Annotated in this window: 20 protein-coding genes, 1 tRNA gene and 1 other RNA gene; 9 read left to right on the top strand and 13 right to left on the bottom strand. The window is 66.8% G+C overall.

Going from position 1 to position 26,437, the window contains the following annotated elements; translation table 11 throughout:
- Positions 1-44 precede the first annotated feature (44 nt).
- Positions 45-133 (top strand) — tRNA-Ser (locus tag Q9K23_RS10710).
- A 158-nt stretch (positions 134-291) separates the two neighbouring features.
- Here the strand turns inward: Q9K23_RS10710 and Q9K23_RS10705 are convergent.
- Positions 292-525 (bottom strand): hypothetical protein, encoded by a 234-nt coding sequence (locus tag Q9K23_RS10705; protein WP_152972708.1) that lies wholly within the window; start codon positions 523-525, stop codon positions 292-294.
- Between the two features lie 357 nt (positions 526-882).
- On the opposite strand from Q9K23_RS10705, the gene Q9K23_RS10700 reads away from it, so the two are divergent.
- The gene (locus tag Q9K23_RS10700; RefSeq protein ID WP_157079443.1) at positions 883-1,032 is read left to right on the top strand and encodes a hypothetical protein; all 150 of its coding nucleotides are present in this window, start codon (positions 883-885) and stop codon (positions 1,030-1,032) included.
- 1,265 nt (positions 1,033-2,297) lie between these two features.
- Here Q9K23_RS10700 and Q9K23_RS10695 read toward each other — a convergent pair.
- From Q9K23_RS10695 to Q9K23_RS10650, 10 genes are all read right to left on the bottom strand, one after another.
- The gene (locus tag Q9K23_RS10695; protein ID WP_053777037.1) at positions 2,298-4,028 is read right to left on the bottom strand and encodes an HNH endonuclease signature motif containing protein; all 1,731 of its coding nucleotides are present in this window, start codon (positions 4,026-4,028) and stop codon (positions 2,298-2,300) included.
- Positions 4,029-4,536: 508 nt separating this feature from the next.
- Entirely contained in the window at positions 4,537-5,535 is a 999-nt protein-coding gene (locus Q9K23_RS10690; protein ID WP_315972004.1) for an O-methyltransferase, read from the bottom strand.
- Complete coding sequence (locus Q9K23_RS10685) at positions 5,535-9,545, bottom strand: non-ribosomal peptide synthetase (protein WP_053777038.1); 4,011 nt, start codon at positions 9,543-9,545, stop codon at positions 5,535-5,537. The genes Q9K23_RS10690 and Q9K23_RS10685 overlap by 1 nt, the downstream gene beginning before the upstream one ends.
- Before the next feature lie 9 nt (positions 9,546-9,554).
- Positions 9,555-10,319, bottom strand: a complete 765-nt coding sequence (locus tag Q9K23_RS10680; RefSeq protein WP_053777039.1) for an amino acid hydroxylase — start codon at positions 10,317-10,319, stop codon at positions 9,555-9,557.
- A 759-nt stretch (positions 10,320-11,078) separates the two neighbouring features.
- Positions 11,079-11,276 carry a CsbD family protein gene (locus tag Q9K23_RS10675; RefSeq protein ID WP_020793008.1) on the bottom strand — a complete coding sequence of 66 codons (198 nt, stop codon included), beginning with the start codon at positions 11,274-11,276 and terminating at the stop codon, positions 11,079-11,081.
- A 60-nt stretch (positions 11,277-11,336) separates the two neighbouring features.
- The gene (locus tag Q9K23_RS10670) at positions 11,337-11,906 is read right to left on the bottom strand and encodes a hypothetical protein (RefSeq protein WP_020793010.1); all 570 of its coding nucleotides are present in this window, start codon (positions 11,904-11,906) and stop codon (positions 11,337-11,339) included.
- Entirely contained in the window at positions 11,903-13,009 is a 1,107-nt protein-coding gene (locus tag Q9K23_RS10665; protein WP_020793007.1) for a DUF6286 domain-containing Asp23/Gls24 family envelope stress response protein, read from the bottom strand. The genes Q9K23_RS10670 and Q9K23_RS10665 overlap by 4 nt, the downstream gene beginning before the upstream one ends.
- Positions 13,002-13,184, bottom strand: a complete 183-nt coding sequence (locus Q9K23_RS10660) for a hypothetical protein (protein ID WP_053777040.1) — start codon at positions 13,182-13,184, stop codon at positions 13,002-13,004. The genes Q9K23_RS10665 and Q9K23_RS10660 overlap by 8 nt, the downstream gene beginning before the upstream one ends.
- A complete protein-coding gene (locus Q9K23_RS10655) occupies positions 13,181-13,555 on the bottom strand; it encodes a hypothetical protein (RefSeq protein ID WP_174519090.1) in 375 nt (124 codons plus the stop codon). The genes Q9K23_RS10660 and Q9K23_RS10655 overlap by 4 nt, the downstream gene beginning before the upstream one ends.
- The gene (locus Q9K23_RS10650) at positions 13,555-14,043 is read right to left on the bottom strand and encodes an Asp23/Gls24 family envelope stress response protein (protein WP_020790565.1); all 489 of its coding nucleotides are present in this window, start codon (positions 14,041-14,043) and stop codon (positions 13,555-13,557) included. The genes Q9K23_RS10655 and Q9K23_RS10650 overlap by 1 nt, the downstream gene beginning before the upstream one ends.
- Before the next feature lie 296 nt (positions 14,044-14,339).
- Between Q9K23_RS10650 and Q9K23_RS10645 the strand changes: the two genes are divergently transcribed.
- From Q9K23_RS10645 to Q9K23_RS10615, 7 genes are all read left to right on the top strand, one after another.
- Positions 14,340-15,101: a sigma-70 family RNA polymerase sigma factor gene (locus Q9K23_RS10645; RefSeq protein ID WP_020790564.1), complete on the top strand. Its 762-nt coding sequence runs from the start codon at positions 14,340-14,342 to the stop codon at positions 15,099-15,101.
- Positions 15,101-15,601 (top strand): hypothetical protein, encoded by a 501-nt coding sequence (locus Q9K23_RS10640; protein ID WP_053777041.1) that lies wholly within the window; start codon positions 15,101-15,103, stop codon positions 15,599-15,601. The genes Q9K23_RS10645 and Q9K23_RS10640 overlap by 1 nt, the downstream gene beginning before the upstream one ends.
- 182 nt (positions 15,602-15,783) lie before the next feature.
- Positions 15,784-15,878: signal recognition particle sRNA small type (gene ffs / locus Q9K23_RS10635), an RNA gene on the top strand.
- 84 nt (positions 15,879-15,962) lie between these two features.
- The gene (locus Q9K23_RS10630) at positions 15,963-17,243 is read left to right on the top strand and encodes an aminotransferase class I/II-fold pyridoxal phosphate-dependent enzyme (protein WP_053777042.1); all 1,281 of its coding nucleotides are present in this window, start codon (positions 15,963-15,965) and stop codon (positions 17,241-17,243) included.
- Positions 17,240-18,514: a glycosyltransferase 87 family protein gene (locus tag Q9K23_RS10625; protein WP_020790562.1), complete on the top strand. Its 1,275-nt coding sequence runs from the start codon at positions 17,240-17,242 to the stop codon at positions 18,512-18,514. Before Q9K23_RS10630 ends, Q9K23_RS10625 begins: the two co-directional genes overlap by 4 nt.
- Positions 18,515-18,652: 138 nt before the next feature.
- Positions 18,653-20,179 (top strand): long-chain fatty acid--CoA ligase, encoded by a 1,527-nt coding sequence (locus tag Q9K23_RS10620; RefSeq protein WP_059039404.1) that lies wholly within the window; start codon positions 18,653-18,655, stop codon positions 20,177-20,179.
- Between the two features lie 68 nt (positions 20,180-20,247).
- Positions 20,248-22,818, top strand: coding sequence for a DNA polymerase III subunit gamma and tau (locus tag Q9K23_RS10615; protein ID WP_053777043.1), 2,571 nt, complete (start codon positions 20,248-20,250; stop codon positions 22,816-22,818).
- Positions 22,819-23,646: 828 nt separating this feature from the next.
- Here Q9K23_RS10615 and Q9K23_RS10610 read toward each other — a convergent pair.
- Positions 23,647-24,969, bottom strand: a complete 1,323-nt coding sequence (locus tag Q9K23_RS10610) for a class I SAM-dependent methyltransferase (RefSeq protein WP_020792317.1) — start codon at positions 24,967-24,969, stop codon at positions 23,647-23,649.
- A complete protein-coding gene (locus Q9K23_RS10605) occupies positions 24,966-26,372 on the bottom strand; it encodes an FAD-binding oxidoreductase (RefSeq protein WP_053777064.1) in 1,407 nt (468 codons plus the stop codon). Before Q9K23_RS10605 ends, Q9K23_RS10610 begins: the two co-directional genes overlap by 4 nt.
- Between the last annotated feature and the right edge of the window lie 65 nt (positions 26,373-26,437).

The raw sequence follows: 26,437 nt of genomic DNA, 5'->3' as shown, positions 1-26,437 counted from the left end.
GGTTTGGGTTTGTGAGGTCGGCTCGGATATGATCGACCGTCGTTGGAGGATTCGCCTAGTGGCCTATGGCGCTCGCCTGGAACGCGGGTTGGGTTAACAGCCCTCAGGAGTTCGAATCTCCTATCCTCCGCCACAGCCGGACCGGTTCTCGAGTAGTCGAGAACCGGTCCGGTTCGTTTCAGCTATCCACAGGCTCCCCGCAGCAGCCGTCAGACGGCATGTCGCGGCCTATCGTCAGGCCATGACGTACCCGGGGGGACCACAACAGCATCCGTATCACTCGCCGACCGGTCAGTTCCTACTGCCCGGTGGCGTGCCGCAGGGATCGCCGACGCCGCTGATGACACCGCCTTCACGCGACACCAGGATGTGGCTCTGGCCGGCCGGTATCAGCGCATTCCTCGCCGCAGTCTTTCTGGTCTGGGCTGTGGTGGCCACCGTCGAGGCAACGGTCTCCTCGGCGGCAGCGCCGAGTACTACGACGACGACGCACACCGAGCGGCTGACCTCGACCAGAACGGTCACGGTGACCTATACCGAGTCTCCGGCCGCAGCCGCGCCGGAACCGGCGCAACCTCCGGTCCGGGCGGGCGACTGGCCGAGCCCGCCATTTCCGGCGGCAGCCGGCCGGGAGTGGATACCGCTCGGACCGTACGCAGAGGATGGGCTATGCGGTCGAAGCCACGCAGTGTGGCCGTCGGTCAAGAGCGAGTGCTTCGCCCACGACGGGGCCTACTGGTTCTACGTCCTGCGCAACGTCGGCTGAACGCGCGCCGACCGTTCCGGACCGGATAGTGTGTCAGATCCTCTGACCTGGGCTGTTGCACGTTCATTCGGATGTATGATTGAAAACATCCTGTTATCTATGGTGAAGTTCTTCCCATGCAGTCAGATACCGCACCGGGAAGCTCGCCGACCGTCGACGACACGCCCTCCACGTTCGGGGCCACCACTGCCGCACTCTTCACCCTGGCCTGCGTTGTCGCCGTGCTGATGCTTGCGATCGTTCTGATCTCCGCGCCGGCGGGGTAGTTGCTGGTCGAGCTGAGCCGACGCGGAGCGTAACGACTGCGTGTCGAAACTCCGCCGGCCGGGCTCGGGGAGTGGTCACCTCCCGGTGCATGCTGCGGAGATTTCGACTCGGGTCCTCGCGCTACTCGGTCCTGGCTCAATCATCGTTGAGTCTTCTTGCTCGATCACCCAGCGCTGCACGGTGGTTGAGCCGACGAGGAGCGCAGCGACGAGACGTGTCGAAACCTCGGACGGCCGAACTCGGAACCTAGCCACAGCGAACGCAAGATCTGAATCAGCAAGCTGCGGTGGGTGGTTGAGCCGATGAGGAGCGTAGCGACGAGACGTGTCGAAACCTCAGACGGCCGAGCTCGCCAACGCGACCACCTCGGAGGTGGTCACCTCCCAGCGCATGCTGCGGAGATTTCGACTCGGGTCCTCGCGGTGCTCGGTCCCGGCTCAATCAGCAATGGTGCCCGGCTCAATCATCGTTGAGTCTTCTTGCTCGATCACCCAGTGCTGCACGGTGGTTGAGCCGACGAGGAGCGCAGCGACGAGACGTGTCGAAACCTCAGACAGCCGAACTCGGAACCTAGCCACAGTGAACGCAAGATCTGAATCAGCAAGCAGCGGTTGGTGGTTGAGCCGATGAGGAGCGTAGCGACGAGACGTGTCGAAACCTCAGACAGCCGAAGTCGCCAACGCGACTACCTCGGAGGTCGAGGTGGTCAGCATCCGGCGCATGCTGCGGAGATTTCGACTCGGGTCCTCGCGGTGCTCGGTCCCGGCTCAATCAGCAATGGTGCCCGGCTCAATCGACAGCAACAGCGCTCCTACTCAATCACCCACGCCCAGTTGATGGTTGAGCCGACGAGGAGCGCAGCGACGAGGAGAGTCGAAACCTCGGACGGCCGAACTCGGAACCTAGCCACAGCGAACGCAAGATCTGAATCAGCAAGCAGCGGTTGGTGGTTGAGCCGATGAGGAGCGTAGCGACGAGACGTGTCGAAACCTCAGACAGCCGAAGTCGCCAACGCGACCACCTCGGAGGTGGTCACCTCCCAGCGCATGCTGCGGAGATTTCGACTCGGGTCCTCGCGGTGCTCGGTCCCGGCTCAATCAGCAATGGTGCCCGGCTCAATCGACAGCAACAGCGCTCCTACTCAATCACCCACGCCCAGTTGATGGTTGAGCCGACGAGGAGCGCAGCGACGAGACGTGTCGAAACCTCAGACGGCCGAACTCGCCAACGCGACCACCACAAACCCAGACAGCGCTCCGACAGCTCAGAGCCCCATCCCTTCCAGGATCTCGACAAGGCGGGTCTCGATCGGCCCGACGGGGGTGATGACTTCCCGGATGGGGAGTCTCAGCCCAGTGTCTGTCGGGTCGGGATTCGGGGTGATGTCGATGGGCGGTTCGATGTGGATGGGTGGGTCGAACACCTTGATCACCAGGGCATCAGCATCGATCATGACGAACCCGTCGTCGGTGGTGCTGTCGAGGGTCACCGTGGCGGGCTGACCGGCCTCAGTGCTGCTGGTGTTGGTGTCGGTGCCGTGGATTTCGGCACGCACTTGTGCCAGGTGTTCCACATACTGTTGTCCGACATCCGGGAGCCGGTTGACTTGTTTCTCGTTCTGGGGTTGGCCGGGTTTGGCGTTGCGTTGCCACCAGGTGCGGCCCTCATCCGGGCCCGACCTGATCTTCCCGGTGGTGTACTGGCCGGGTTGGTCACCGACCATCCGGTGGTGGGTGGGACACGCCGGTGCCAACTCGATGATGTCGGTGCGGCCGCCGTCGGCGAAGTCGTTGACCGCGTGATGGATTTCGACGTGTGCTGCTACCCGGTCGCATCCGGGTGCCGAACAGTGATGGCCGTCGGGGGCGGAGAACAACATCAATCGTTGATGTTTGGTGGCTATCCGTTTGGCTTGCCCGAAGTACAGGGGGATCGCGGTGTGGTCTTTGAACACCGACAGATACATTTGGGCATCGGCGGCGAGGTCGACCAGGTCCGACATGGGGATGAGGGTTCCGGTCGCGGTGATGGCGTACCCGGCTTCGCGGATCAGGTCGTTGACATCGGTTTTGACGATCAGTTGGATCGGGACACCCATGTTGGTTTTCCCGAGCATCCCGTCGGCGAGCACGGCGGTCAGCAGGGCGTTGACCGCATCGTGGTTGCGTTGGGGTTGGGTACGCATGTCTTTGACCGCCGCCGCGTCCAAACCGTCGGGGTCGACGACCTCGGCGGTGCGGCTGTCCCCGTTCAGGCCGTGTGGTGTGTCGGGGTTGTTGACGCCGTGTTTGCCCCAGGCGGCGAAGAGTGTTTCGAGTCGGGCGCGCAGGATGGGGTCGACGTAGCCGGTCAGTTTGGACATGCCGTCGGCGCCTTGTTTGCCGAGGGTGATTCCGCGTCGACGGTCCCGGTCTTTTTTCTCGATGAGTTCGCCGTCGGGGTCGATGTGGGCGATGATGCGGGAGCCGCAGGTGCCGAGTGCGGATGCCCCGAATTCGGTGGCGTGTCGGGCGAGGGTGCGTTCGGCGGCGATCTTTTCGTCAAACCCGGCGGCGAGGGGGATTTTCTTCAACCAGGACAGGGCGATGTCGATGTGGGTGGTGCCGGCATCGCCGGAGGCGAAGACTTTCGCGAGTTCGGGGTATTCGGCCTGGGTGGGTTCGCCGGTCAACGATCGTTCGGGTTGGACGCGGTCCATCCGTTCGAGTCGGGCTTTGCAGTTGGAGGCGTGGAGTTCGGTGTCCATGAATGCGAAGATGGTGCGGTAGCCGCGGTCGCGGTGGATGTCTCGGTGGTTGATTTCGGTGATCACTCGGTCGCTTTGGAAGGTCAACCGGTTCAACGATTTTTCGGTGGTTTTCGCGATGGTGATCAGGGTGTCGGCATCGCTGGTGGTGAGGTCGGCGGTAGCGAGTAGGTCCAACCCTTGCGTGATCAGGGCGACTGCTTGTGACACGCGGGATTGGGGATCGGTTGTGCCGGTGTCGTTGGTCATCGACGCTCACCCCCCTGTCGCGTGAAGATCCTTTTATGATACAGGTGTTCGATGGTGTGTGCAATCGGTTTGGGGTGGTTGGTTTTCGGCTCTAGTGCTACTCAATCGCGAACGGCCAGTGGGTGGTTGAGCCGGTGAGGAGCGTAGCGACGAGGCGTGTCGAAACCTCAGACGGCCGACGTCGTCGACGTGACCACCTCGGCAGTGGTCACCACCCAGCGTGCGCTGCGGAGATTTCGACTCGGGTCCTCGCGATGCTCGGTACCGGCTCAATCACCAACGGGCAGTGTCTGGTTGAGCCGACGAGGAGCGAAGCGACGAGGCGTGTCGAAACCTCAGACGGACGGGCTCGGGGACGTGACCACCTCGGGGGTGGTTGCTACCCAGCGTTTGCTGCGGAGATTTCGACACGGGTCCTCGCTACGCTCGGTCCCGGCTCAATCAACAAACGGGGTCCCGGCTCAAGCAGCAATGGTGGTCCTGGCTCAATCATCAAGTGTGTTCGAGATCAATCAACATGTGGTGGTTGTGTCGTCTGACCGAGGTAGGTCGATTCGAGGACCGTATCGGGAATGAGCTTCTGATATTCGGCGTGTGATCTGTGCGTGCGGGTTAGCCAGTCGCGACCCTCGTGTTGCTGCATGAAGTTCCGGTACTCCGGTGCGCCCGGGTAGCCGACGTTGTCGGCGACGACCACGGATCCGGGATGCAGCCAACGATGCTGGAGGATTCGGTGGAGGTCGGGAAGATACTCGCTCTTCTCATGATCGAGAAAGAGAAAGTCGAGGCAACCGGGGGAGAACCGGTGTTCCTCACGCAGGGCTTTGATGGTCTTGTCATCGTCGCCGAGTGTGCCGACGACCACGACGATTCGCTCACCGACGCCCGCGTGGTCCCAGATGCGGTGCGCAATATGCGCATTCGCGGCATTGAACTCGATCGAATACAGCCGGGCATCGGCAGGCATCGCCCGGGCGATGCGGAGTGCGCTGTAGCCACAGTAGGTGCCGACCTCCAGGAGACGTTGTGGCCGTGCGGCGGCCACGGCGTCGTCGAGGAGCTGTCCCTTCTCGTCGCCGATGTTGATCAAGTACTTCTTGTGGTAGCAGAAGTCATCGATCACCCGGATGGCGTCGTCGACGTCGCCTGGGCGCGCGTGCGCGCAGACGTAGTCGGCGAGTGCTTTCTCGCGGCCGTCGCCGACCTGCCAAGTGGCCCCCATGTGGTTCAGTGCGAACACGAAGCGAAGGAACGACCATCGAAGGAATACCACTGGCTTGCCGGCACATTCGTTGGCGCCGACGGCGAGGGCGAGAAGCGCGACGACGCCGAGCACCATCCTTGCCGCGCGGGACCGGAGCCAACGAGGCCACCCTGGCAGAGTGCGCCGCACCACCATCAGCAGCGCCGCCGAGGCGCCCGCCACCGTGAACGCCGCGGCAGTGCTGGGGGACACCACCCCCAGCCGCCCGGAGGGTGATCCGACGGGCCCCGCCGCGTTCGACATCAGTGCCGCCTCCGCAATTCCCCATCGAGGATCGGGCCGATGACCGCGAGGGCTTCGGGATTGGTCATCTGGGCATGACTCACGTCGACGTCGTGCTCGATGATGTGGCCGGAGAAGTGCGGTTGCCACATCTCGCCGGTGAGGCCGGCGGTGATACCGCGCCGTGCGGAGAAGTAGAGAAGATCGGCGTCGACGGGTGAGGGCCGGTAGGACGCCGACATCATCACGCACGCGACGTACGCTCGGTGCAGCCGTTCGAGTTGTGTCCTGGTCAGTCCCCGCCCGGGCCCACTGCTCTGTGCCAGCGTCGCCACGGCGCCGTCGACGGTGAGAGGTCGCGTGTCCGGGGTCTCCGACTCGTTGCCCTCCAGATGTGTCACCAGATCACGCATCGTCGGGGGCTCGGGCGGCGGCGAAACACCCTCGGCGAAGGCAACACTGTCGAGCATCACGACCAGATCCACCGGGTGGCCGTCGGCGCGGAGTCCTTCTGCGAGAGCATGGGCGAGTTGCCCGCCGAGAGACCAACCCAGCAGATGGACGGGTCCCCGCGGCAGCACACGGGTCAGTTCACGCCGATACATCTCGACCAACTCGTCCACGGTATGACCGAACTCCGATCCGGTTGCGATCGCCGGTGTCTGCACTCCATAGATCGGCCGGTTCCCGATGTACGGCAACAACCCGGTGTAGCACCACGCCAGGGGAACAGCGGAGTGAAGGCAGACGAGGGGCGTCCCGACGCCGGTCGCGCGCAGCGGCAGAATAGTCGCCAGGGCCAGATCGACCTCGCTCCCATGGTCGTCGGTGGCCCCTGCACCGTGGGACCCTGCGCCGAGATCCCCTGCGCCGAGATCCCCTGCGCCCCGGGTGTCTGCGGCGCGGCTCGCTGCAGTCGCGCGGTCGATGGCGGTCGACATGGTCTGCACCGTCGGGGTGAACAGCATGGACATCGTGACGTCCGCACCGGTCTCCTCCGACAACCGCCGGCACAGGTCGACGGCCAGAAGTGAGTTGCCGCCCAGTTCGAAGAAGTTGTCGTCCAACCCGACGTCGGACTGCCCGGTCACCTCGGAGATCGCCAGTGCCACACTGTGTTCGACGGTCGTTCGTGGTTCGCGGAACTCCGGGCGCGCCACCGTCCGCGGATCCGGCAGTTTCGACCGGTCGGTCTTACCGCTGCTGGGGTTGATCGGTATCTCGGGAACGATCATCAACGCGTCCGGAATCATGGCCGCCGGCAGCACTTTCCGCAGTCTCGTGACCACGGCGCTCCGGTCGGTGGCGGTGTCGGCGGCGACGATGTAGCCGATCAGCCGGTCGCCGAGTGTCTCGGAGCTCCAGATACGCACGGCGGCTTGGACAACGGCGTCATCGTCGGCCAGTGCGCGCTCGACCTCGGCGGGTTCGATGCGCTGCCCGCGAAGCGAGATCTGGTTGTCACTGCGCCCGAGGTACTGGAGGGTGCCGTCGGGTCGCTCGCGCACCACGTCGCCGGTCCGATACATCCGGGTGCCCTCCGGGCCGTGAGGATTGGCGACAAATGACTGTGCGGTCACCGCGGGCTGTCGGAGATAGGCGCGCGCAGTGGCGTCGCCGGCAAGGTAGAGCTCCCCGCGTGCTCCGCGCGGCACCGGCCGTAGGCGGGTGTCCAGGACGCAGAGCTGCACGCCCGGCAGCGGCCGCCCGATGCTGACCGCCGACCCCGGCACCATCCGATCGGTCTGCGTCACCACGACGGTGGCCTCGGTGGGGCCGTAGGAATTGAACATGGCCACCCGGGCGGCCCAATGGTCGGCGAGCGCCGGTGGGCAGGCATCCCCGCCGACCGCCACGGTCTGCAGCGAGGTCAGCCGATCCCGGTCGAGCGTTGCCAGGATGGCCGGGGTGAGCATCAGATGGGTGATCGCATGGTCGGTGATCACCCGCGCGAGGCGCTCGCCTGCCACGACCTCGGGCTCGGGTATCACCAGCGTCCCCCCGGAGGCGAATGCGGACAGGTACTCCAGCATCGATGCGTCGCAGTAGGGGGAATGGGTCTGCGGGACCACCGACGTCGGATCGATGCGGTACCGGGCGATCAGGTCGTCGCCGAGCGCCGCCAGGCCCTCATGGGTGGTCAGCACGCCCTTGGGTTGCCCGGTGGAACCCGAGGTGTAGATCAGGTAGGCCGGATGAGCGGCCCGCAGCGGCCGTATCCGGTCCGCGTCGGTCACCGTGGTCACCGGATGGGTCAAGGCGGCCGAGGTGAACTCGTCGTCGTCGAGGACCAGCCAGTCGGCCACCCCGGTGCCGTCCAGCGCGGAACGCCAGCGCTGGTGCGTGACACCCATGGCGGCTTGTGAATTGGCGAACAGGCCCTGCAGCCGGGCGGGTGGCCCACTCGGGTCCACCGGGAAGAACACCGCGCCCGTTCGGGCCACGGCCCACAGGGCCATAACCGATTCGACCGACCGGGGCAGGGCCACCGCGACGACCACCTCGGGACCGGCTCCGTGGGCGATCAGTTCGCGTGCCCACTGTGCAGTCCGTTGGTCGAGTTCGCGGTAGGTCAGCGAACGTCCCTGCGCTCGCACCGCGATCCGCCCGCCGGAACCGACTCCGGCCGCGAGGAGATCGGGCAGCAACCGCCCGCTGCGGAGCGGCTGGGCCGCGGCGATGCTTCGGGTGGCCGTGACGGCGTCCAGCACACGCTGCTCGCCGGATGCCTGCAGGAACCGGGACAGACAGTCGAGGAACTGGCGGTGGTACTGGCGTAGTTCCTCGGCGCCGTACCGTCCCGGATTGGCAAAGAAGTCGATGTTCAGGGGGCCGTCGCCGAATCGGTAGCAGTTGATCGTCAGGTCGTCGACCGGGCCGGCCGAGAGCAGATGGGCCCGACCACGGGCAGCACCGAAACCGATGTGCTCCGGGAAGGTGAGAACGTTGATCAGCGGGCCATACCCGTTGCGGCCGGCGACTCCCACTCCTTGGTCGCGGAGCAGGTCCTCGTGGCGGTACAACTGGTGGCGCAGAGCCCCGACCAGGGTGGCACGCGTCCGGCGCACGATGTCGTCGATCGACGAGTCGGCAACTCCGCGTACTCGCACCGGCACCACGTTCGACACCATTCCGGCAGATCGACGCAGCGCGTGCGTGATCCTCCCGGCGACCGGCAGTGACACCGTGACGTCGCCGTCGCCGGTCATCTGTGCCAGGAACGCTGCCAGTGCCGCCACCAGGACCTCGGCCATCCCGGCGCCGCTGCGTCGGCCCACGGCCTCGATCCGGGACACCGCAGGTGCATCGAGAGTTGCCTGTACGACATGCGGATTCGAGGAGGGGGCGGTGTGGCGCTCCCCGAGGCTGGTGACATGGGTCAGGTCGGCGAGGTGTTCTCGCCAGTACTCGCGATCGCCGGTGAATCGTGGTGAGGACCGATAGCGCCGCTCGGCAGCGACGATGCGGGCCACGGACAGCGCGCCCGACGGTGCCGCAGGGCGCCCTTCGGCCGCAGCCGAATACAGCTCGGCACCTCGCGCCAGCAGGCGGCCGGCACCGTAGCCGTCGACCGCGATGTGATGAGCGCGTCCGTAGCACCGGTATCGGTCGGGTCCGAGGACGAACAGCACCACCTTGCTGACATCGCCGCCGGTGAGATCGATGATCCGGTTGGTGTCCTCGAGCATCCACCGGTGTGCGACGCGGTCGGGGTCGGGGTGTCCGGTGAGGTCGATTCGGTCGAACGCGGTCTCGATGCCGTGGTCGACGAACTGCAGCGGTCGACCATCGACGACGGTGAATCGCACGTGCGGTGACTCGAGTTCGTGTCCGGCCCGGCGGGTGCACTGCTCGAGCAGGCCCAGGTCGACCGGGCCGCGGAGATCGAAGTACTGCGAGATGGCGAAGGGCACCGTCGGATGAACCTGCTGGGCCAGCCACAGTTCGGACTGGGCGGCTGACAACTCGACGAGTCCCGGGTCGGTGACGGTTCGGTCATCACGCCATACATCGGTCGGGCTGTGGGGCACCGTGATTCCTCAGTTCTCGCCGCTGGTCGTGACGAGGAAACGTCGGACCACGTCGAGCATGTGGTCGACCGAGTCGGCGACGAAGAGCACCGGTTGACACCGGCCGTCGTCGACGTCGCACTCGATCACGTCACCCACTCGGAAAGGCCGCAGGTCGGCGTCGGCGAGCGAGTTCATCTCGCCCACCGAGGACAGGATCGCCGCACCGGTCGCCCGTGGCCGTCCCTTCTCGGCGACCAGGCCCACCTCCATGGTGAACCAGAACACTCGTGCGATCGCCGTGCGCGCCTCGGCCGAGTCGGCGTGGTTGATCGCGCGACCGAACAGGCGGTAGAGGTCTGCGAACTCCGGGTCGCCGAGCATCACCGCGTGCCCGACCAGTTCATGGATGACATCGGGGTCAGGTGAGAAGGACTCCTCGGCCGTCGGACGCACATTCGGGGTCGCGTGCAGTGTGCCGTCGGCCAGTGGCCCGTAGAACTGGCGTCCCGGCAGGGAACCTGTTGCGGGCGCCAACTGGAAACCTGTCAGCGCGTGTAGCGTGCGTGAGACGTCCGCCAACTGCGGTACCCGGTGCGTCGGCAGTGGCACGCGCCGGGCCGCCGACAGGTAGCTCGCACAGCCGAACTCCTCGTGCATCCCGTCGAGTGTGCTGAACACCCGTGACCACAGCGCGTCCTCCTCTCGTGTGTAGGTGAACGCCGGTACGGGTAGTCCGCGCCGGTGCGCGCGTGAAGCGCGCTCCCGGGCGGCTCGGATGTCGAGGTCGGCCATTACGATTGCGAACTCCTTTCCGCCGAGTCGGTGACGACCGGCAGAGTCGGTGTCGTGGACCGTTCCGGGTCTCCCGGTCTCGCCAGTCGGCGAGTGGGGCGCCTGGGGCATCGTCGTCGGATGGGCAGTGCCTGTCGGCACAGTGCCTTCTTGGCATGGTGCTTGTCGGGGCAGCGCTCTCGTGGGCGACCAAAGCTCTTGTCGGGGACCAAAGCTCTTGTCGGGGACCAGAGTTTTGATGACTGTCCGGAACTGCTCGCCGGTCCGTGGTCCAGCGTACGACGCGGATTTGTCGGCGAGGATCACCGCGGTTCCGCGGAGGGTGGACCAGGAGGTTGTATCGGGCCGGGCTCACCTCCGATCCGTCGTCCAGTGGTATCGGTACTTGCCAAAGTACTACAAGTTCGTTCGGTGTCGAACCTGTTGGCGCACAAGGCCGCTATGACCGTTTTGGCCTGATTGGGCGACGTGGGGTCGCTGAGGTGTGATCGCCGGGTCGGAGCATTCGCCGGCCGTATGCACATCAGGCGCACGCAGCGCCGCCGTGGGCGGAGTCTCCTCCGATCCGAATATGTTGGGGAGGAGACGATCTCCGCGACGTCGAGGGGGACGTCGAGGGGGACGTCGGGTGCGGGCGGGTGCGGCCCCCTCGCGACGGCGGCGGGGTTGCCGTCGCCGCTCCGCGCCCGGACGAGTCGAGCTCGGCGCGCTGTGCGTGCGCGCCGAGCTCGATTGTGACAGGGTCGGATTCCCTTGCCGTCAGTCTCCGGTCAGCTTGTCCTTGACCTTGTTCGCGGCGTCCTTGACGTCCTCGACGCCCTTTTTGACCGCCGATGAGACCTGGTCGGCCTTGCCTTCGTTCTTCAGATCCTCGTCACCGGTCAGTTCGCCGCCGGCCTCCTTGGCCTTGCCCTTGGCGTCCTCGACCTTGTTCGAGATCTTGTCATCGAGTCCCATGATGTTCCCTTTCTTTCTTTTCCCCCACGGATTCGCAGGTGGTCTCCGATATCTGCCGGGTCATCGTTTCGTCTGTGTGGTGGTCGGCTGCTCGAGATGGACCAAGGCCTGTACGCCGATGTCGGCGCCCTCGACGGCCCGTCGGACATTGCGCACCTCGGGTGCCAGTGCCGCGGCGACCTCGTCGTAGGAGTGTCCCGGTGACACGGTGACCTCGATCCGGATCAGCCGGCGGCCCCGGTCGTCGACCGCCTTGGCGGCGACCTCGCCGAACATCGGGTTCGCCGACAGCGATTCGGCGACGGCTCCGGCGATCAGCTTGGGTGGCACGGTGATCTGCCCGGGCGCCGATGACGACATGGTCAGCTCGTCGGCCTTCCCGGGCCGCCACACGGTGGCGATCAGCAGACCTCCCCAGACGAGGCCGACGACGACCAGGCCGAGAAGGACCGCCCACCACCAGGATGCGACGATCGCCGTGGTGGCCCACGAGGCGTCCAACCGGTCCTCCCACTCGGTGACCGGGGTGATGCCGGCCTGGTGGGCGATCGCACCGAGACCCACCACCAGGCAGATCAATCCGATCAACCCGACGGTGAAACGATGCAGCGCAACGGGTCCCCGGTTCATGTGTCTGCACCTTCGGTCTGTTGTGAGTGGACGGATCTGGTCCGGATCCTGATCCGCGGCGTGCGCCGTACCGCCGACACCGCGTCGTCGGCCGCGGAGTGGAGCACGGCCCGGTCGACCGGGACGTCGGTCGTCACCGATGTGCTCACGCGGCGCCGGTACACGACGGTGCTCGCGTGGGCCACCCCGGGCACCGATCGCATCACGGTGCTGACGCGACGGGCGAGATCGCCACGGCGGGTCCACATCACCTCGTAGTCAGCGAGTCGGATGTGGGTCTTGCGTCGCGGTTTCACCGCCAGCCAGAGTAGCCACAGGCCGACGATCACCAACACCACCGCGACCGCCCACATCCAGTTCTGCCAGGTACTCGACGCCACCCAGCGGGCGGTGCTCTCGGTCCACGGGGTGCCCTCGACCCAGCCGAACCGCACGATGTGGTCGTGGATGCCGACCGCGGCGAGCCCGAGCAGGAGCACCCCGATCACCGTACCGGCGATGGCAGCTCCCGGAAATGCCGCCGGTGCAGCATTTTTCCGTTTTGTGGTGTCGGTGGTGATATCGATGACGTCGCCACGGTGTGTCGCGTCGGCGGACTCGGCCGACTCGGCGTCTGCGTCGCCGGCGGGCGGCAGTACTGCGAAACCCTTGCGTGCGGTGCGCTCGTCGGAGACGATCCGCCCGACACCCACATCTACCCGTGACGGACGAATCCCGGTGAGCCGCTCCAGTTCCTGCTCGACATTGGCCGCGGCGTCACGACACACCCGGGCCACCTCGCACGGCCAGGTGACCGCCACGGTGACCTCGATCGCCGGTACCGCCCCGGATGCGTCCACCCGGGTGTTGGGATAGGAGCCGCCGAGTGCGGCGACACCACCCAGCAGGGCTCCTGCGCGGCCGGTGCTCGCCACCACGCCGTCGATGTCGAGGACCGCCCGCCGGGCGATCTGTTCGAGCACGCGGTCGCGGATGATCAGGTCGCCGCGGTCGGAGTGACCGTGCTCGCCGATCTCACCCGGCTCACCGCCACCCGGATCACCGACACCGCCGGGTGGCGGGATGGTGCCCGGCGGTGCGGAGTCGGTGACGATCTCAGCCACGGTTACGGCTCCGCAGCAGCGCACCGAGGTCGATCGCACCGTCGCGGTGCAGGCCGATGACCAGTCCGATCCCGCCGAGCACCACGCCCAGCAACAGTCCGGTGAAACCACCGGTGGTGATGACCAAGGTCAGCAGGAGCCCGACGAGGAGTCCGGTCTTGGCATTGTCACTCATTGTGGGTCAACCTCTTTCACGTCCGGCGGTGGCGGGTCCGCTGGGTCGGGTGCGGCCGGGTCGGGATCCGGTGCGGTGTCGGCCGGCGCCGGGGTACTGACGTCCTCGACGGTGACCGAGACCGGCCCGCCGGTGATCTGGCGGGTGGTGGCCGCCACCTGGGCCGCCACCGCCCGCAGATCGCAGGTCAGATCGAGGATCACATGGACCTCGGTGCGCTCGTCGTCCACCTGGACGCCGGTCACCCGGCCACCGGGCAGATAGGTGGCGATCTCCCCGAACAGACCGCCATACAGGTCGGTGACACCGTCGACGGCCAGGACGGCGTCGGCGATCTGTTCGGCAACCGACTTCTCGGTGCCGGTGGACATCACTGGACCCGGGGTGAATCCGGGGTGTCGGTGTCGTCGTCGGCGAAGTGGACGTCGTGGACGGTCACGTTGACCTCGGTGACCTCCAGTCCGGTCATCGACTCGATCGCGTCGATGACGTGGCTGCGGATCGCGGCGGCGAGACGGTGGATCGCCACGCCGTACTCGGCGACGATGGACACGTCCACGGCCGCCTGACGCTCGCCGACCTCGACGCTGATGCCCTGGGTGGTGTTCACGGTGGTGCCGGGCAGCACGTCGCGGACCTTCCCGACGACCCGCTCGGTGGCCCCGCCCAGGTCGTGCACGCCGTCGATTTCGCGGGCGGCGATCCCGGCGATCTTGGCGACGACGGTGTCGGCGATGGACGTCGACCCGCGCTCGTCGGACGAGTGGCTCAACGCCAGATCCTTGCCCGGCGAGCTCTTGCCGGAGGTGTTCTTACCGGTGCCGGTCTCGGCGGTGGTGGGGTCGGTCGTGGTGCTCATCAAGACTCCTGTGTCCTCGTTCCGGATCGTGCCCTGAATACTGCTGCTACCGGATGTTCTTGTCCCAGTATCTGTTGCGATCTCCCTGCATGTCGCTCGAGACGCATCGGTGCCCGACGTGAATCGTCATCGGGTGGTCCCTTTCGCGGGTTCACGCTCGTGCGACCGGCGGGATTGCATTCACTGCACCGGCGGTGCACTGCGCCGGTATAGGGTTAGTCGTACGCGAACCGGAATGTGCACGCACAAGTAATGGTGATCTACATCACAGTCGTTGCGACGTCGGCAGGGGGGACGTGGACCTCGAACATCACGCGCCGGTGCTGGTGCTGGCCGAACTGGACACCGACGAACTGGCCGCGGCGGCCGCGGTCGGCGACACCGAGGCCTTCACCGAACTGATCGGGCGGCTCTCGCCATCGTTGCTGCGTTATCTCCACCGGCTGGTAGATGATCCGCAGTCCGCCGAGGATATCGCCCAGGAGGTGCTCCTCGATGCGTGGAGAGGGTTGCCGGACTTCGGTTTTCGCAGCACGTTCAAGACGTGGATGTTCTCGATCGCCTACCGCAAGGCCGTCGACCACCTTCGGCGACGCCGCGACATCCCCACCGAATCCGAACGATTCGTCGATCTGGCGGCGGGTACTCCGTTACCGTCGGATGAGGCCCTGCACGACGCGCTCGTCGATGCATTGGGCGCGGAACTGGCCACCTTGCCGTGGGTGTCGAGGTCGGTGTGGTGGCTGCGCGAGGTGGAGGGACTGTCCCTCGCCGAGATCGCGCAGGTCCTGCAGATCACTGTCGGATCGGTGCGGGGGCATCTGCAACGAACCCGGAAATACCTCGCGGCGCGGCTGGCCCCGTGGCGGCCGACCGGTGACGAACGACCCGCCGGGGCCGGGGTCCCGAGCGGAACGGTCCCGGGCAAACAGGCCGGGGACAAAGCGGTCCCGGGCAAACAGGTCCCGGACGTGCGGGGCGCAGACGAACAGGGCGCAGACGAACAGGGCATGGGCGGCAGGGGTGTGGGGGAGACGGACGAGAAGGGAGTCCGGTGATGGACCATCGTGGAATTTCCGGTGACCTCGCCAACGGCCGCATCGACGACGACCGCACCGACGTCTGGCTCGTCGATGCCGGTCGCGAACTGGGCAACCTGAGCAGTGATGCGAGTCGCCTGGTGGCGGCGATCACGGCCGACCTGGGAACGGTGCTACGGCCGGGTCGTCCGCTCGACACCGACACCGTCGGGGTCTGTGTCTCCGACCGTGTGCTCAAGCAGATCCTGGCGGTCGGGATCCGCCGGGCGCTGGGCCGGCTGGTGGTCTTCGTCTCGGTCGACGGTGACGACGATGCCGTCGATCGCCTGCGCGTCGGACTCATCGCCCGGTACGGCGACATCCTCCCCGACAGATCCGACGACGTCCGTGAGGTCGCGCGCACGGTGCTGGCCGATCTGCTCGGTCCCGAGCATGCCCGCGCGGCCTCCGCCCGGATCGACGTCCGCTGGCAAGACCTCGAGACCCGCGACTGGTGGGAGAGTCCGGCGGCCGACTGAGTCCGGTGGCGCGATCCGGCGTCATCCCTGCCGAACAGACCGGCTCGGTATCGCCCGACCGCACGGCCCGAATGCCCGAAAGCCGCACGGTGTGCCCCCTGTTCCGGCCGCCGCGCGTCCCGGTCCGACGGGGCGATCGGTAGCCGGTTTCGGTTCCGCGTGGAGTGCCCGCTACACTTGTCCACGGATCCCGCGCGGCGTGCATCCTGTGAACTCCCCCAGGGCCGGAAGGCAGCAAGGGTCAACGGGCTCTCTCGGGTGCGCGGGGTCCCCTATACAAAAACCCCCGGATTCATCAGATTGCTGCGAAGCCGTGCGGGGTGGGCGACCATCCCGCGCAGGCTCGGCGAGAGGTCACGCGTTGAATTATCACTCGAAGAGTGCCGACCAACTCCGCGCAACCCAGGATGAACTCCGAAAGCTCTACGAGCAGCTGCAGGCTGCCGGGCTCGAGCTCGATCTCACCCGCGGCAAGCCTGCCCCGGAGCAGCTCGACCTGTCCAACGAGTTGCTGGCGTTGCCCGGCGACGCCGATTTCCGGGCCGCCGACGGCACCGACACCCGCAACTATGGCGGGGTGAAGGGTCTGCTCGAACTGCGCGAGATCTTCGGTGAGCTGCTCGCCGTCGACCCGGCCGATCTGATCGCCTTCGGCAACTCCAGCCTCGAGCTGATGCATCACCTGACCACCTTCGCGATCATCAAGGGCACCGCCGACTCCACCCAGCCGTGGGGCGCCGGCCCGGTCAAGTTCCTGTGTCCGGCTCCCGGCTACGACCGGCACTTCGCGATCACCGAGCACTACGGCATCGAGATGATCCCGGTGCCGATGAATCCCGACGGCCCGGACGTCGCCGCATGTGCCGCGCTGACCGCCGCCGACCCGTCGATCAAGGGCATGTGGGCCGTCCCCACCTACTCCAACCCGACCGGCGTGACCTTCAGCGAGGAGGTCACCCGCGGGCTGCTGTCGATGCCGGCCGCCGACGACTTCCGGATCTACTGGGACAACGCGTACGCGGTGCACACCCTGGTCGACGCGGCACCCACTCCGCTGCCGGTGCTCGAGATGGCCGCTGCGGCGGGCAATCCCAATCGGGTGTACGTGCTCGGCTCGACGTCGAAGATCACCTTTGCCGGGGCCGGCGTGGCATTCCTCGGGTCGTCGAAGGCCAACATGGACTGGTTCTGCAAGAACATCTCGTTCGCGACGATCGGTCCCGACAAGGTCAACCAGCTGCGCCATGCCAAGTTCTTCGGCAGCGCCGACGGCGTCCGCGAGCACATGGCCCGCCATCGCGCGATCATCGCACCCAAGTTCAAGCTGGTCCTCGATATCCTCGACAAGCGGCTCTCGGAGTCCAAGGTCGCGTCGTGGTCGGAGCCCGAGGGCGGCTACTTCATCAGCCTCGACGTGCCCGACGGTGCTGCCAAGCGCACCATCGCGCTGGCCAAGGAAGCCGGGATCGCGCTCACCGCAGCCGGTTCGGCGTTCCCGTACCGCAATGATCCGCACGACCGGAACATCCGGCTGGCACCCACCCTGCCCAGCACCGCCGATCTCGAGGTCGCGATGGACGGGGTGGCCACCTGCGTGCTGCTCGCCGCCACCGAGACCCTGCTCGCCCACCACGATTCGTGACGTCGCGGGTCCCGCGCGGCAGGCAGATCCTGGCGTGTGTGGCCGCGCTGGCGCTGGCCGGCCTGGCGGTGTGGTTGCAGCATGCGATCCTCCCGTTCTCGACGCCGTTCTGGGGACTGTTCGACTACCAGCTCGACCTCGACGTGTATCGCGGTGGGGCACAGACGGTCTGGGACGGCGGTAGCCTCTACGACGCCAAGCTGCTGGGGCAGATGGACTACACCTATGCCCCGATCTCGGTGCTGGTGTTGATGCCGTTCGCGTTCATGTCCTTCGAGGTCGCACGGATCGTCTGGAGCGTCGGCATCTTCGTGGCGCTGTATCTGGTGATCATGCTGTCGTTCCGGTCGCTGGGCCGGTCGGCCACGTGGCCGTTGCGTTGTCTGGCAATCGCTCTCGTGGCGGTGGCGTTGCTGTTGGAGCCGGTGCGCACCACCGTCTGGTACGGGCAGATCAACGTCTTCCTGCTGTTGCTGATCCTGGCCGACCTGCTGCGCGGCGACGACGCGAAGCTCAAGGGCGTCGGGGTGGGGATCGCCGGCGGGATCAAGCTGACCCCGCTGATCTTCGTCCTGTACTTCGCGGTGCTGCGCCGGTGGCGTGCCCTGGCCGGGGTGGTGGCCGGATTCGCGGCGACCGTCGTCGTCGGTGCGGTGTTCCTGCCGCGGGAGTCGTGGGACTACTGGACCGGCAAGCTCTTCGACTCTGATCGGGTCGGGGCGCCGCAGACCCTCGGCAACCAGTCGCTGCGCGGGATGATCGCGAATCTGGTGCACACCGACGCCCCCAACACCCTCGCCTGGGCGGCGTTGGTCGCGATCGCGATGGTGCTGGGGATGTGGGCGGCGGTCCGGGCGCATCAGGCCGGGCACGAACTGCTCGCGGTGAGCATCGTCGGGATGCTCTCGTGTGCGGTCTCGCCGATGTCGTGGGGCCACCACTGGGTGTGGTTCGTGCCGATCCTGGTGATCTGCGTCGATCTGGTCCTGCGCACCGACCTCGGCGTGGCGCGGCGTGCCCTGGCCGGGGTCGGACTGACGCTGCTGATCCTGATCGCGTTCTCCTGGCGCACCCATTTCGCCTACCCGATGTGGTTCGTCAACCGCACCGTCCCGGACGCCTACTTCATGGGGTTGTTCTTCAAGAAGGGGCCCGTGTGGGCCGAGTGGTTCCTGGTGTTCCCGTACAACGTCATCTTCCTCGGGACGTGTATCGCGACCCTGGCGGTGCTGGCCCGGACGCCGCGCCCGGAGCCCGCAGCACTGAGTTAGGGCCGATTCACCGAAATCGGACACGGGGGAGTGGTGTGCGTTCTACAGTGACGCCGACCACATCTGATGGCGCCGTGATCGGCGCCGCGCACGATCCCCGGAGGATTCGCCGTGAGCCGCATCGACACCCCACAGACCATGGACCTCGGATCCTGGATCGCGCGTCGCGCCGCGATCGGTCCGCACCGGCAGGCCCTCACCTTCGACGGCGCCACACTCACCTTCGGGGAGTTCGCCGACCGGGTCGACCGGCTCGCCGCCGCGCTGGTCGCCGGGGGTGTGACACCGGGTGACCGGGTGGCCTACCTGGGTCCCAACCACCCCATGTTCCTCACCGCGCTGTTCGCCTCGGCACGCGCCGGGGCGACGTTCGTGCCGTTGAACTTTCGTCTCACCGGCAGCGAACTCGCCTACATCCTCAACGACTGCGGTGCGCACACACTGATCGCCGACGCCGCGCTGACCGGGACCGTCGACGCCGTCGCCGGCGAGCTGTCGGTGTCCCGGAAGGTCGTCGTGACCGCCGCCGACGGATGGGAACCGGCCGAGGAGATCATCGCCGGCAGTGCGCCGATCGCCGAGCCCGCCCACCCCGCCGCCGACGAGCTCGCCGTCATCATGTACACCTCGGGTACCACCGGACGTCCCAAGGGCGCCATGCTCACCCATGGAAACCTGTTCTGGAACAACGTGAATGCGCTGCTGTGCCTGGATGTGGAGGCCGGCGACATCACCTACTGTGCGGCGCCGCTGTTCCATATCGGCGGGCTCAACGTCACCACCCTGCTGACCCTGCAGAAGGGCGGGCATGTGGTGCTGTCGGCGGCCTTCGACCCCGTGCAAGCCCTCGCCGACATCGAAACACATCGCATCACAACGATGTTCGGTGTCCCGGCGATGTATCTGTTCATGAGTCAGGTGCCGCAGTACGAGACCGCCGACCTGTCGAGCCTGCGCTATCTGGTGTGCGGCGGTGCACCCGTCCCCGAACCGCTGATGCGCCGCTACGCCGAGCGCGGCCTGGCCTTCGCCCAGGGCTACGGCCTCACCGAGACCGCACCGCTCGCGCTGGTGATGGGCCTGGACGAGTCCGCCGCCAAGATCGGCGCGGCCGGCAACAAGGTGCTGCCGCTGTCGGATGTGCGGCTGGTGGACGCGACCAATACGGTTGTGCCGAAGGGGAGTCCGGGCGAGATCTGTGTCCGCGGACCGCAGGTGATGGTCGGCTACTGGCAGAACCCCGGCGCCACCGCCGCGGTGATCGACGACGAGGGCTGGTTCCACACCGGTGACGTCGGCCGCGAGGACGACGACGGCTACATCTACGTCGTCGACCGCGTCAAGGACATGGTGATCAGCGGCGGTGAGAACGTCTACCCGGCCGAGGTCGAGAGCGTGCTCTACAGCCATCCGGCGGTCGCCGAGATCGCGATCATCGGCCTGCCCGACGCCAAGTGGGGAGAAGCGGTCACCGCCGTCATCGCCACCGCGGCCGGACAGACCGTCACGCTGGAGGAGTTGCGGGAGTTCGCCGCCGATCAGCTGGCCCGCTACAAGCTCCCGCTTCGTCTGGAGTTCGTCGACGCCCTGCCGCGCAATCCGTCCGGGAAAGTGCTCAAGTACCAGCTGCGTGAGCAGTACACCACGGCCGTCCCGTCGGCGTGAGGGTGCCGGGGCCGGCGGCCTGTGGACCGGACGGGTGGGCTGTCGGCGCTCGCCGGTAGTCTCGACGCGTGGCACTGTATCGCACCTACCGTCCGTCGACGTTTGCCGAGGTCGTAGGTCAGGAGCACGTCACCGATCCGCTCGGTCATGCACTCGACTCCGGTCGGATCAACCACGCGTACCTGTTCTCGGGCCCGCGCGGTTGCGGCAAGACGTCGTCGGCGCGCATCCTGGCCCGCTCCCTGAACTGTGTCGAGGGGCCCACTTCCACGCCGTGTGGCGTGTGCTCCTCGTGCGTGGCCCTCGCGCCGGGCGGCCCCGGCAATCTCGATGTGATCGAACTCGACGCGGCCAGCCACGGCGGTGTCGACGACACGCGTGAACTCCGCGACCGCGCGTTCTATGCGCCGTCGGAGTCGCGGTATCGCGTCTTCATCGTCGACGAGGCGCACATGGTGACCAACGCCGGCTTCAACGCCTTGCTGAAGATCGTCGAGGAGCCGCCGGAGCATCTGATCTTCGTCTTCGCGACCACCGAGCCGGAGAAGGTGCTGCCGACCATCCGTTCGCGGACGCACCACTACCCGTTCCGGTTGCTGGCCCCGCCGGTGATGCGCGGCCTGCTCGAGAACATCTGCGCAAAGGAAGGGGTGCGCGTCGCCGACGACGTGTATCCGCTGGTGATCCGTGCGGGCGGTGGTTCGCCGCGTGACTCGCTGTCGATCCTCGACCAGTTGCTCGCCGGTGCCGGCGAGCAGGGCGTCACCTACGACCGCGCCCTCGCCCTGCTGGGTGTCACCGACATCGCGCTGATCGACGACGCCGTGGACGCGCTGGCCGTGGCCGACGGCGCGGCACTGTTCGGTGTGGTGGAGAAGGTGGTCGACGCCGGACACGATCCGCGTCGCTTCGCCGTCGACCTGCTCGAACGACTCCGTGACCTCATTCTGCTGCAAGCAGTTCCGGATGCGGCCGACCGCGGTCTGGTGGAGGCGCCAGGCGATCAGCTGGCCCGGATGCAGGGGCAGATCGAACGCCTGGGGCCCGGTGGGCTGACCCGCTTCGCCGAGATCGTGCACACCGCACTCGGTGAGATGCGGGGCACCACCTCACCCCGCTTGCTGCTGGAGGTGATGTGCGCGCGCATGCTGCTGCCCACCACCTCCACCGATGAGGCCGCCGTGCTGCAACGACTCGAACAGCTCGAGGCCGGGGTGGGGACGGTCGGGCGGGCGCCGGCGGGTCCGGCGGTGGCCGCGGGTGCGGGGGCGGCGTCGGCCCCGGTTGCTCCGGTGTCGGCGCCGGTGGGGGATGAGCCCCCGCCCAAGTACGTGCGTCCCTCGCAGCGCAAGGCCGCCGAGGACGCGGAGGCCGAGCGCAAGGCGGCCGAGAGCGCCGAGTCCGAGCAGGCCGAGTCCGACCAGGTACAGGCCGAACATCTTGCGGCGGAACGCGAGGCGGCGCAAGCCCAGCGTGCCGAGGCCGAGCGCGTGGAAGCCCAGCGTCTCGAGGCCGAGCGGGTGGAGACCGAGCGTCTGGCCGCTGAACGGGTTGCGGCCGAACAGGCTGAAACCGACCGGGTTGCGGCCGAGAAGGCCGAAGCCGATCGGGCTGCTGCCGAGCGTGCCCAAGCCGAGCGTGCCGAGGCCGACCGTGTGGCCGCTGAACGTGCCGAAGCCGAACGCCAGGAAGCCGATCGGGCCGAGGCCGAGCGGAAGGCGGCTGCCGAACGCCAGGAAGCCGAGCGACAAGCCCGCGCAGAGAAGGAAGCCGCAGACAAGGAAGCCGCCGACAAGGCTGCGGCGGAGAAGGCGGCTGCCGACAAAGCTGCTGCCGAGAAGGAGGCCGCCGAGAAGGCGGCTGCAGCAAAGGTTGCCGCCGCCGAACAGGCTGTGCCGGAGCCGATCTCCGCTGATTTCGACGACGACATCCCCCTGCCCGAGGAACCTTTCGACGAGTACGAGGCACCGCCGGACGAGCCTGGTCTGCGTGCCTCACCCCGCAAGGCGGAACCGAAGCCGCAGGCAGAACCCGAGCCCGAACCCGAGCCGGAGGCCGAGGCCGGACTCGGCCTGGACTCCGTGCAGAAGCGGTTCCAGGAGTTGCGGTCCGCGGTGCGTGAGCGGTCGAAGAGTCTCGAACCCATGCTGTCGGCTGCGGTGGTCACTGACCTGCAGGACGGCGTCGTGGTGCTCGCGCATCCGGTGGAGGTGCTCGTCGGCCGGCTGTCGGCGCCGCACGCGGTCACCATCCTGCGTGAGGCGCTGCTGGAGGTGTTCGGCACGGAACTGGACGTGCGCACCGTCCACCAGTCGGCGGCCGCGGTGGCCTCTGCGGCTTCGGCACCGGCGGCCAAGCGTTCGGCCCCCAAGAAGCAGACCTTCTCACGGCCGAGCCGGTCACAGCCGAAACCGGAGAGTGGTGCCGGCGAACCATCTGCTCCCGCACCGGCTCCCGAGCCGGATCCCGAACCGGGGCCGGAGCCCGAGCCGCCCCGCGCCGACGAGGACATCCCCGACGACGAACGCGCCGAGATGGTCGCCGACGCGCACAACGCAACTCCCGACGCCCGGATCGACCCGGACAAGATGGCCTTGGAACTGCTGCAGACCGAACTCGGAGCCCGGCCGCTGGAGTGAGTGCCGCAGTGGCATCGACGCGGGTTCTGTTCAATCATCCACGGCTAGTTGATGGTTGAGCCGACGAGGAGCGTAGCGACGAGGCGTGTCGAAACCTCAGGCGGCTGACGTCGTCGACGTGACCACTTCGGAGGTGGTCACCATCCGGCGTAGGTTGCGGAGATTTCGACTCGGGTCCTCGCTGCGCTCGGTCCCGGCTCAATCATCAACGGGCCGTTGACGGGGCGTGTCGAGACCTCTGTCGGCCGACGTCGCCGACGTGACCGCCTCTGAGGTGGTCACTGTCCAGCGTGGGCTGCGGAGATTTCGACTCGGGCCTCGCTGCGCTCGGTCCCGGCTCAATCATCAACTGAGCGTTGACGAGGCGTGTCGAAACCTCAGGCGGCTGACGTCGTCGACGTGACCGCCTCTGAGGTGGTCACTATCCAGCGTGGGTTGCGGAGATTTCGACTCGGGTCCTCGCTGCGCTCGGTCCCGGCTCAATCAGCAATCGGTGTCCCGGCTCGATCATCGCTGGGGATTCTCGCTCAATCATCCACGGCTAGTTGGTGGTTGAGCCGATGAGGAGCGTAGCGACGAGGCGTGTCGAAACCTCAGACGGCCGACGTCGCCGACGTGACCGCCTCTGAGGTGGTCACTATCCGAGGTGGGTTGCGGAGATTTCGACTCGGGTCCTCGCGATGCTCGGTCCCGGCTCAATCATCGAAGGATGCTCGGCTCGATCAGTCACTCGCCGTTGGTGGTTGTTCCCAGAGCGGTCGGCGGCGGGTCGTCCCTGCTCGACCAGTCACGAGGTGGGCTGGTCGAGCAGGAAGGGCACTCAGCAGATCAGGCGTCCCACCATGGGCGCAGGGGAAGGCTCTGGCGGCCCTTGTCGTCGAGCTTCACCGCGAGCACGTGGTGCAGCTGGACGATGTCGCGCTCGAAGCCGATCCGGCAGCCGGCCATGTAGAGGCCCCACAGGCGTGCGGTGCCGACACCGACCTCCTCGACCGCCTCGTCCCAGTGATCCACCAGGTTGCGGTTCCAGTCGCGCAGGGTGGATGCGTAGTGATAGCGGAAGTTCTCCTCGTGCACCACCTCGAGGCCGCCGATGTCCTGCATCTTGGAGATGATCTTGCCCGAGCCGGTGAGCTCACCGTCGGGGAAGACGTAACGGTCGATGAACGAGCCCGCCCGCGAACTCTTCATGTTGTCGGGCCGGGTGATGCTGTGGTTCAGGACGAGTCCGCCGACCCGCGCCTTGTCGCGCATGAACGAGAAATACGACGGGTAGTTGCCGACGCCGATGTGCTCGGTCAGGCCGATCGACGACACCGCGTCGAAATCGGACTCCGGGACATCGCGATAGTCGCTGTGCCGCACCTCGGCGAGGTCGGCGAGGCCCTCGTCGGCGATGGCCTGCTGCGCCCACTCGGCCTGCTCTGCCGACAGTGTCACGCCGAGCGCCTTCACGCCGCGGCGTGCGGCGTAGCGGACCATTCCGCCCCAGCCGCAACCGATGTCGAGCAGCCGGTCACCCGGCTTGAGACGCAGCTTGTCGAAGATCAGGCGGTACTTGTTCTCCTGGGCGGTCTCCAACGACGCATCCGCATCGGGGTACACCGCACAGGTGTAGGTCATCGACGGTCCGAGCACCCACTCGTAGAAGGCATTCGACACGTCGTAGTGGTAGCTGATCACCTCGGCGTCACGGGTCTTGCTGTGCCGCAGTCCTTCTGCGAAGCGACGCCACCGCGGCAGGGCCTCCTGGGGAGGCGGGGTGATGGGCTTGAAGTGCTCGATGCCCAGCGATCGGGCGATCTGGGCGAGGGCCAGCGGCGACGGACGCTTGAAGTTGAGGTCCTCGGCGAGCGCCTGCAGGGCCCCGTACGGGTCACCCGGATGCGCGCCGATCAGCTCCAGGTCACCGGAGACGTACGCACGTGCCAGACCGAGGTCACCGGGTGCGGTGACCAGGTAGGTGGTGCCGCGCGGCGTCTTCAGGTTCAGGCCGAACTCGGCGTCCTCCGGGCCTGCGGAGCTGCCGTCGTAGGCGGTGATGCGGATCTTGAGATCGCCACCGAGCAGCGTCTCGAAGATCTCCGCAAGACTCAGCTTGCCGTGGTGTACATCGGTTTTGGCAGGTGTGCCTTCTTCGAATGTGGTCATTGCTGCTTCACCGCTTTCGCATAGAGATCGAGCAGTCGGCCCCGAGGGTCGTACCGCTTCTTGAGCAGACGATAGTGGTCGCCCCCGTACAACTCATCGAAATCGTCGGGACTGTAGAAGGACTCCGAATACAAGGACTTGTGTCCGTCGAGATCGGCGACCTTGCGTTCGATGAGCTTGTTGGCGTGGCCCGGATCGCCCGGCGTGACCGTGACCGCCGACCAGAACCCGACGTTGACGTAGGTCCGGTCGGGCTGCAGGGGGTACAGCGGCCAGGGGCGGGACGGGTTGCCGTTGGCGGTGGCGACCTCGACAGAGGTGTCGAGTCGCAACGGGCACAACCAGATCGGCTCGATCGGGATGTTCGCCAGGAACCACTCCAGGTAGTCGGTGGTGTGCTCGATCGGGACCTCGATGTCCTGCACCACGCGCTCGTTGGCGGGCAGCCCCTTGCGCTTGTTGAGCCGGTCGGCGATGTTGTACTTCTTGTCGTAGCCGATCAGCTTCCAGTAGAAACTGCTGCGCAACAACGACTTCGGCCAGAGCCGCCGGACTCGGGGATTCTGCGCCCCGAACGCCCGCGAGCACCAGAACCAGTCGGTGTCCCACCGCCACAGGTAGTCATGGATGGTCAGCCGGTCCCGCTTGGGGGTCTGCCCCGGCTCGTGCTGCAACGACCGGTAGAAGATGTCCATCCCGGTGTAGTCGCTGACCGGCCCGGCCTCGGCGGTCTGGCGTCCCAGGGTCAGATAGGCCTCGTCGGCGCTGAACACGGTGCCGTCGAGATAGTCGACCCGCTCGCCGTCGTAGGTCTTCTCGTCGACGATCGTGCTCATCGTCGATTCGAGCGCGCGCAGATCGGTGAACCGGATGTGGCGCAGCGCGACGAAGGGGTGGACCTCCTCCAGCTCGATCTTGAGGCGCACGGAGTAGCCGAGCGTTCCATACGAGTTGGGGAATCCGTAGAAAAGATCGGCGTGATCGTTTGTCGGGGTGGCGGTGATGATCTCGCCGTCGCCGGTGAGCACGTCGATCTCGAGGACGGATTCGTGCGGCAGGCCGTTGCGGAACGAAGTGGACTCGATCCCGAGACCGGTGACCGCACCACCGAGGGTGATGGTCTTGAGCTGCGGGACCACCTTGGGTGCCAGCCCGTACGGGAGGGTGGCCGCGACCAGGTTCTCGTAGGTGCACATCCCGGCGACGTCGGCGGTCCTGGCGTCGGCGTCGACGCTGATCACGCGGTCCAGTCCGGATACGTCGAGGCCGGGATAGGGGTTCTTGGCCCGCGTCCGGAAGAGGTTCGAGGTCTTCTTGGCCAGACGTACGGTGGCCTGCGGCGGGATCGCCCGATAACTCGCCAGAAGGGCAGCGACACCCTCGTCGAAGGCAGCGGTCCCCATCTCCATCTGTGCCGAGCTCACTTGGCTAGCCTAGGACGAGACCCGCACGCCCGCCAATCAGTGTC

It is taken from the genome of Gordonia sp. NB41Y, assembly GCF_030718915.1.
Lineage (GTDB): Bacteria > Actinomycetota > Actinomycetes > Mycobacteriales > Mycobacteriaceae > Gordonia > Gordonia desulfuricans.
The sequence above is the reverse complement of the archived record's forward strand: the minus strand, read 5'-3'. Positions and strand labels throughout refer to the sequence as shown.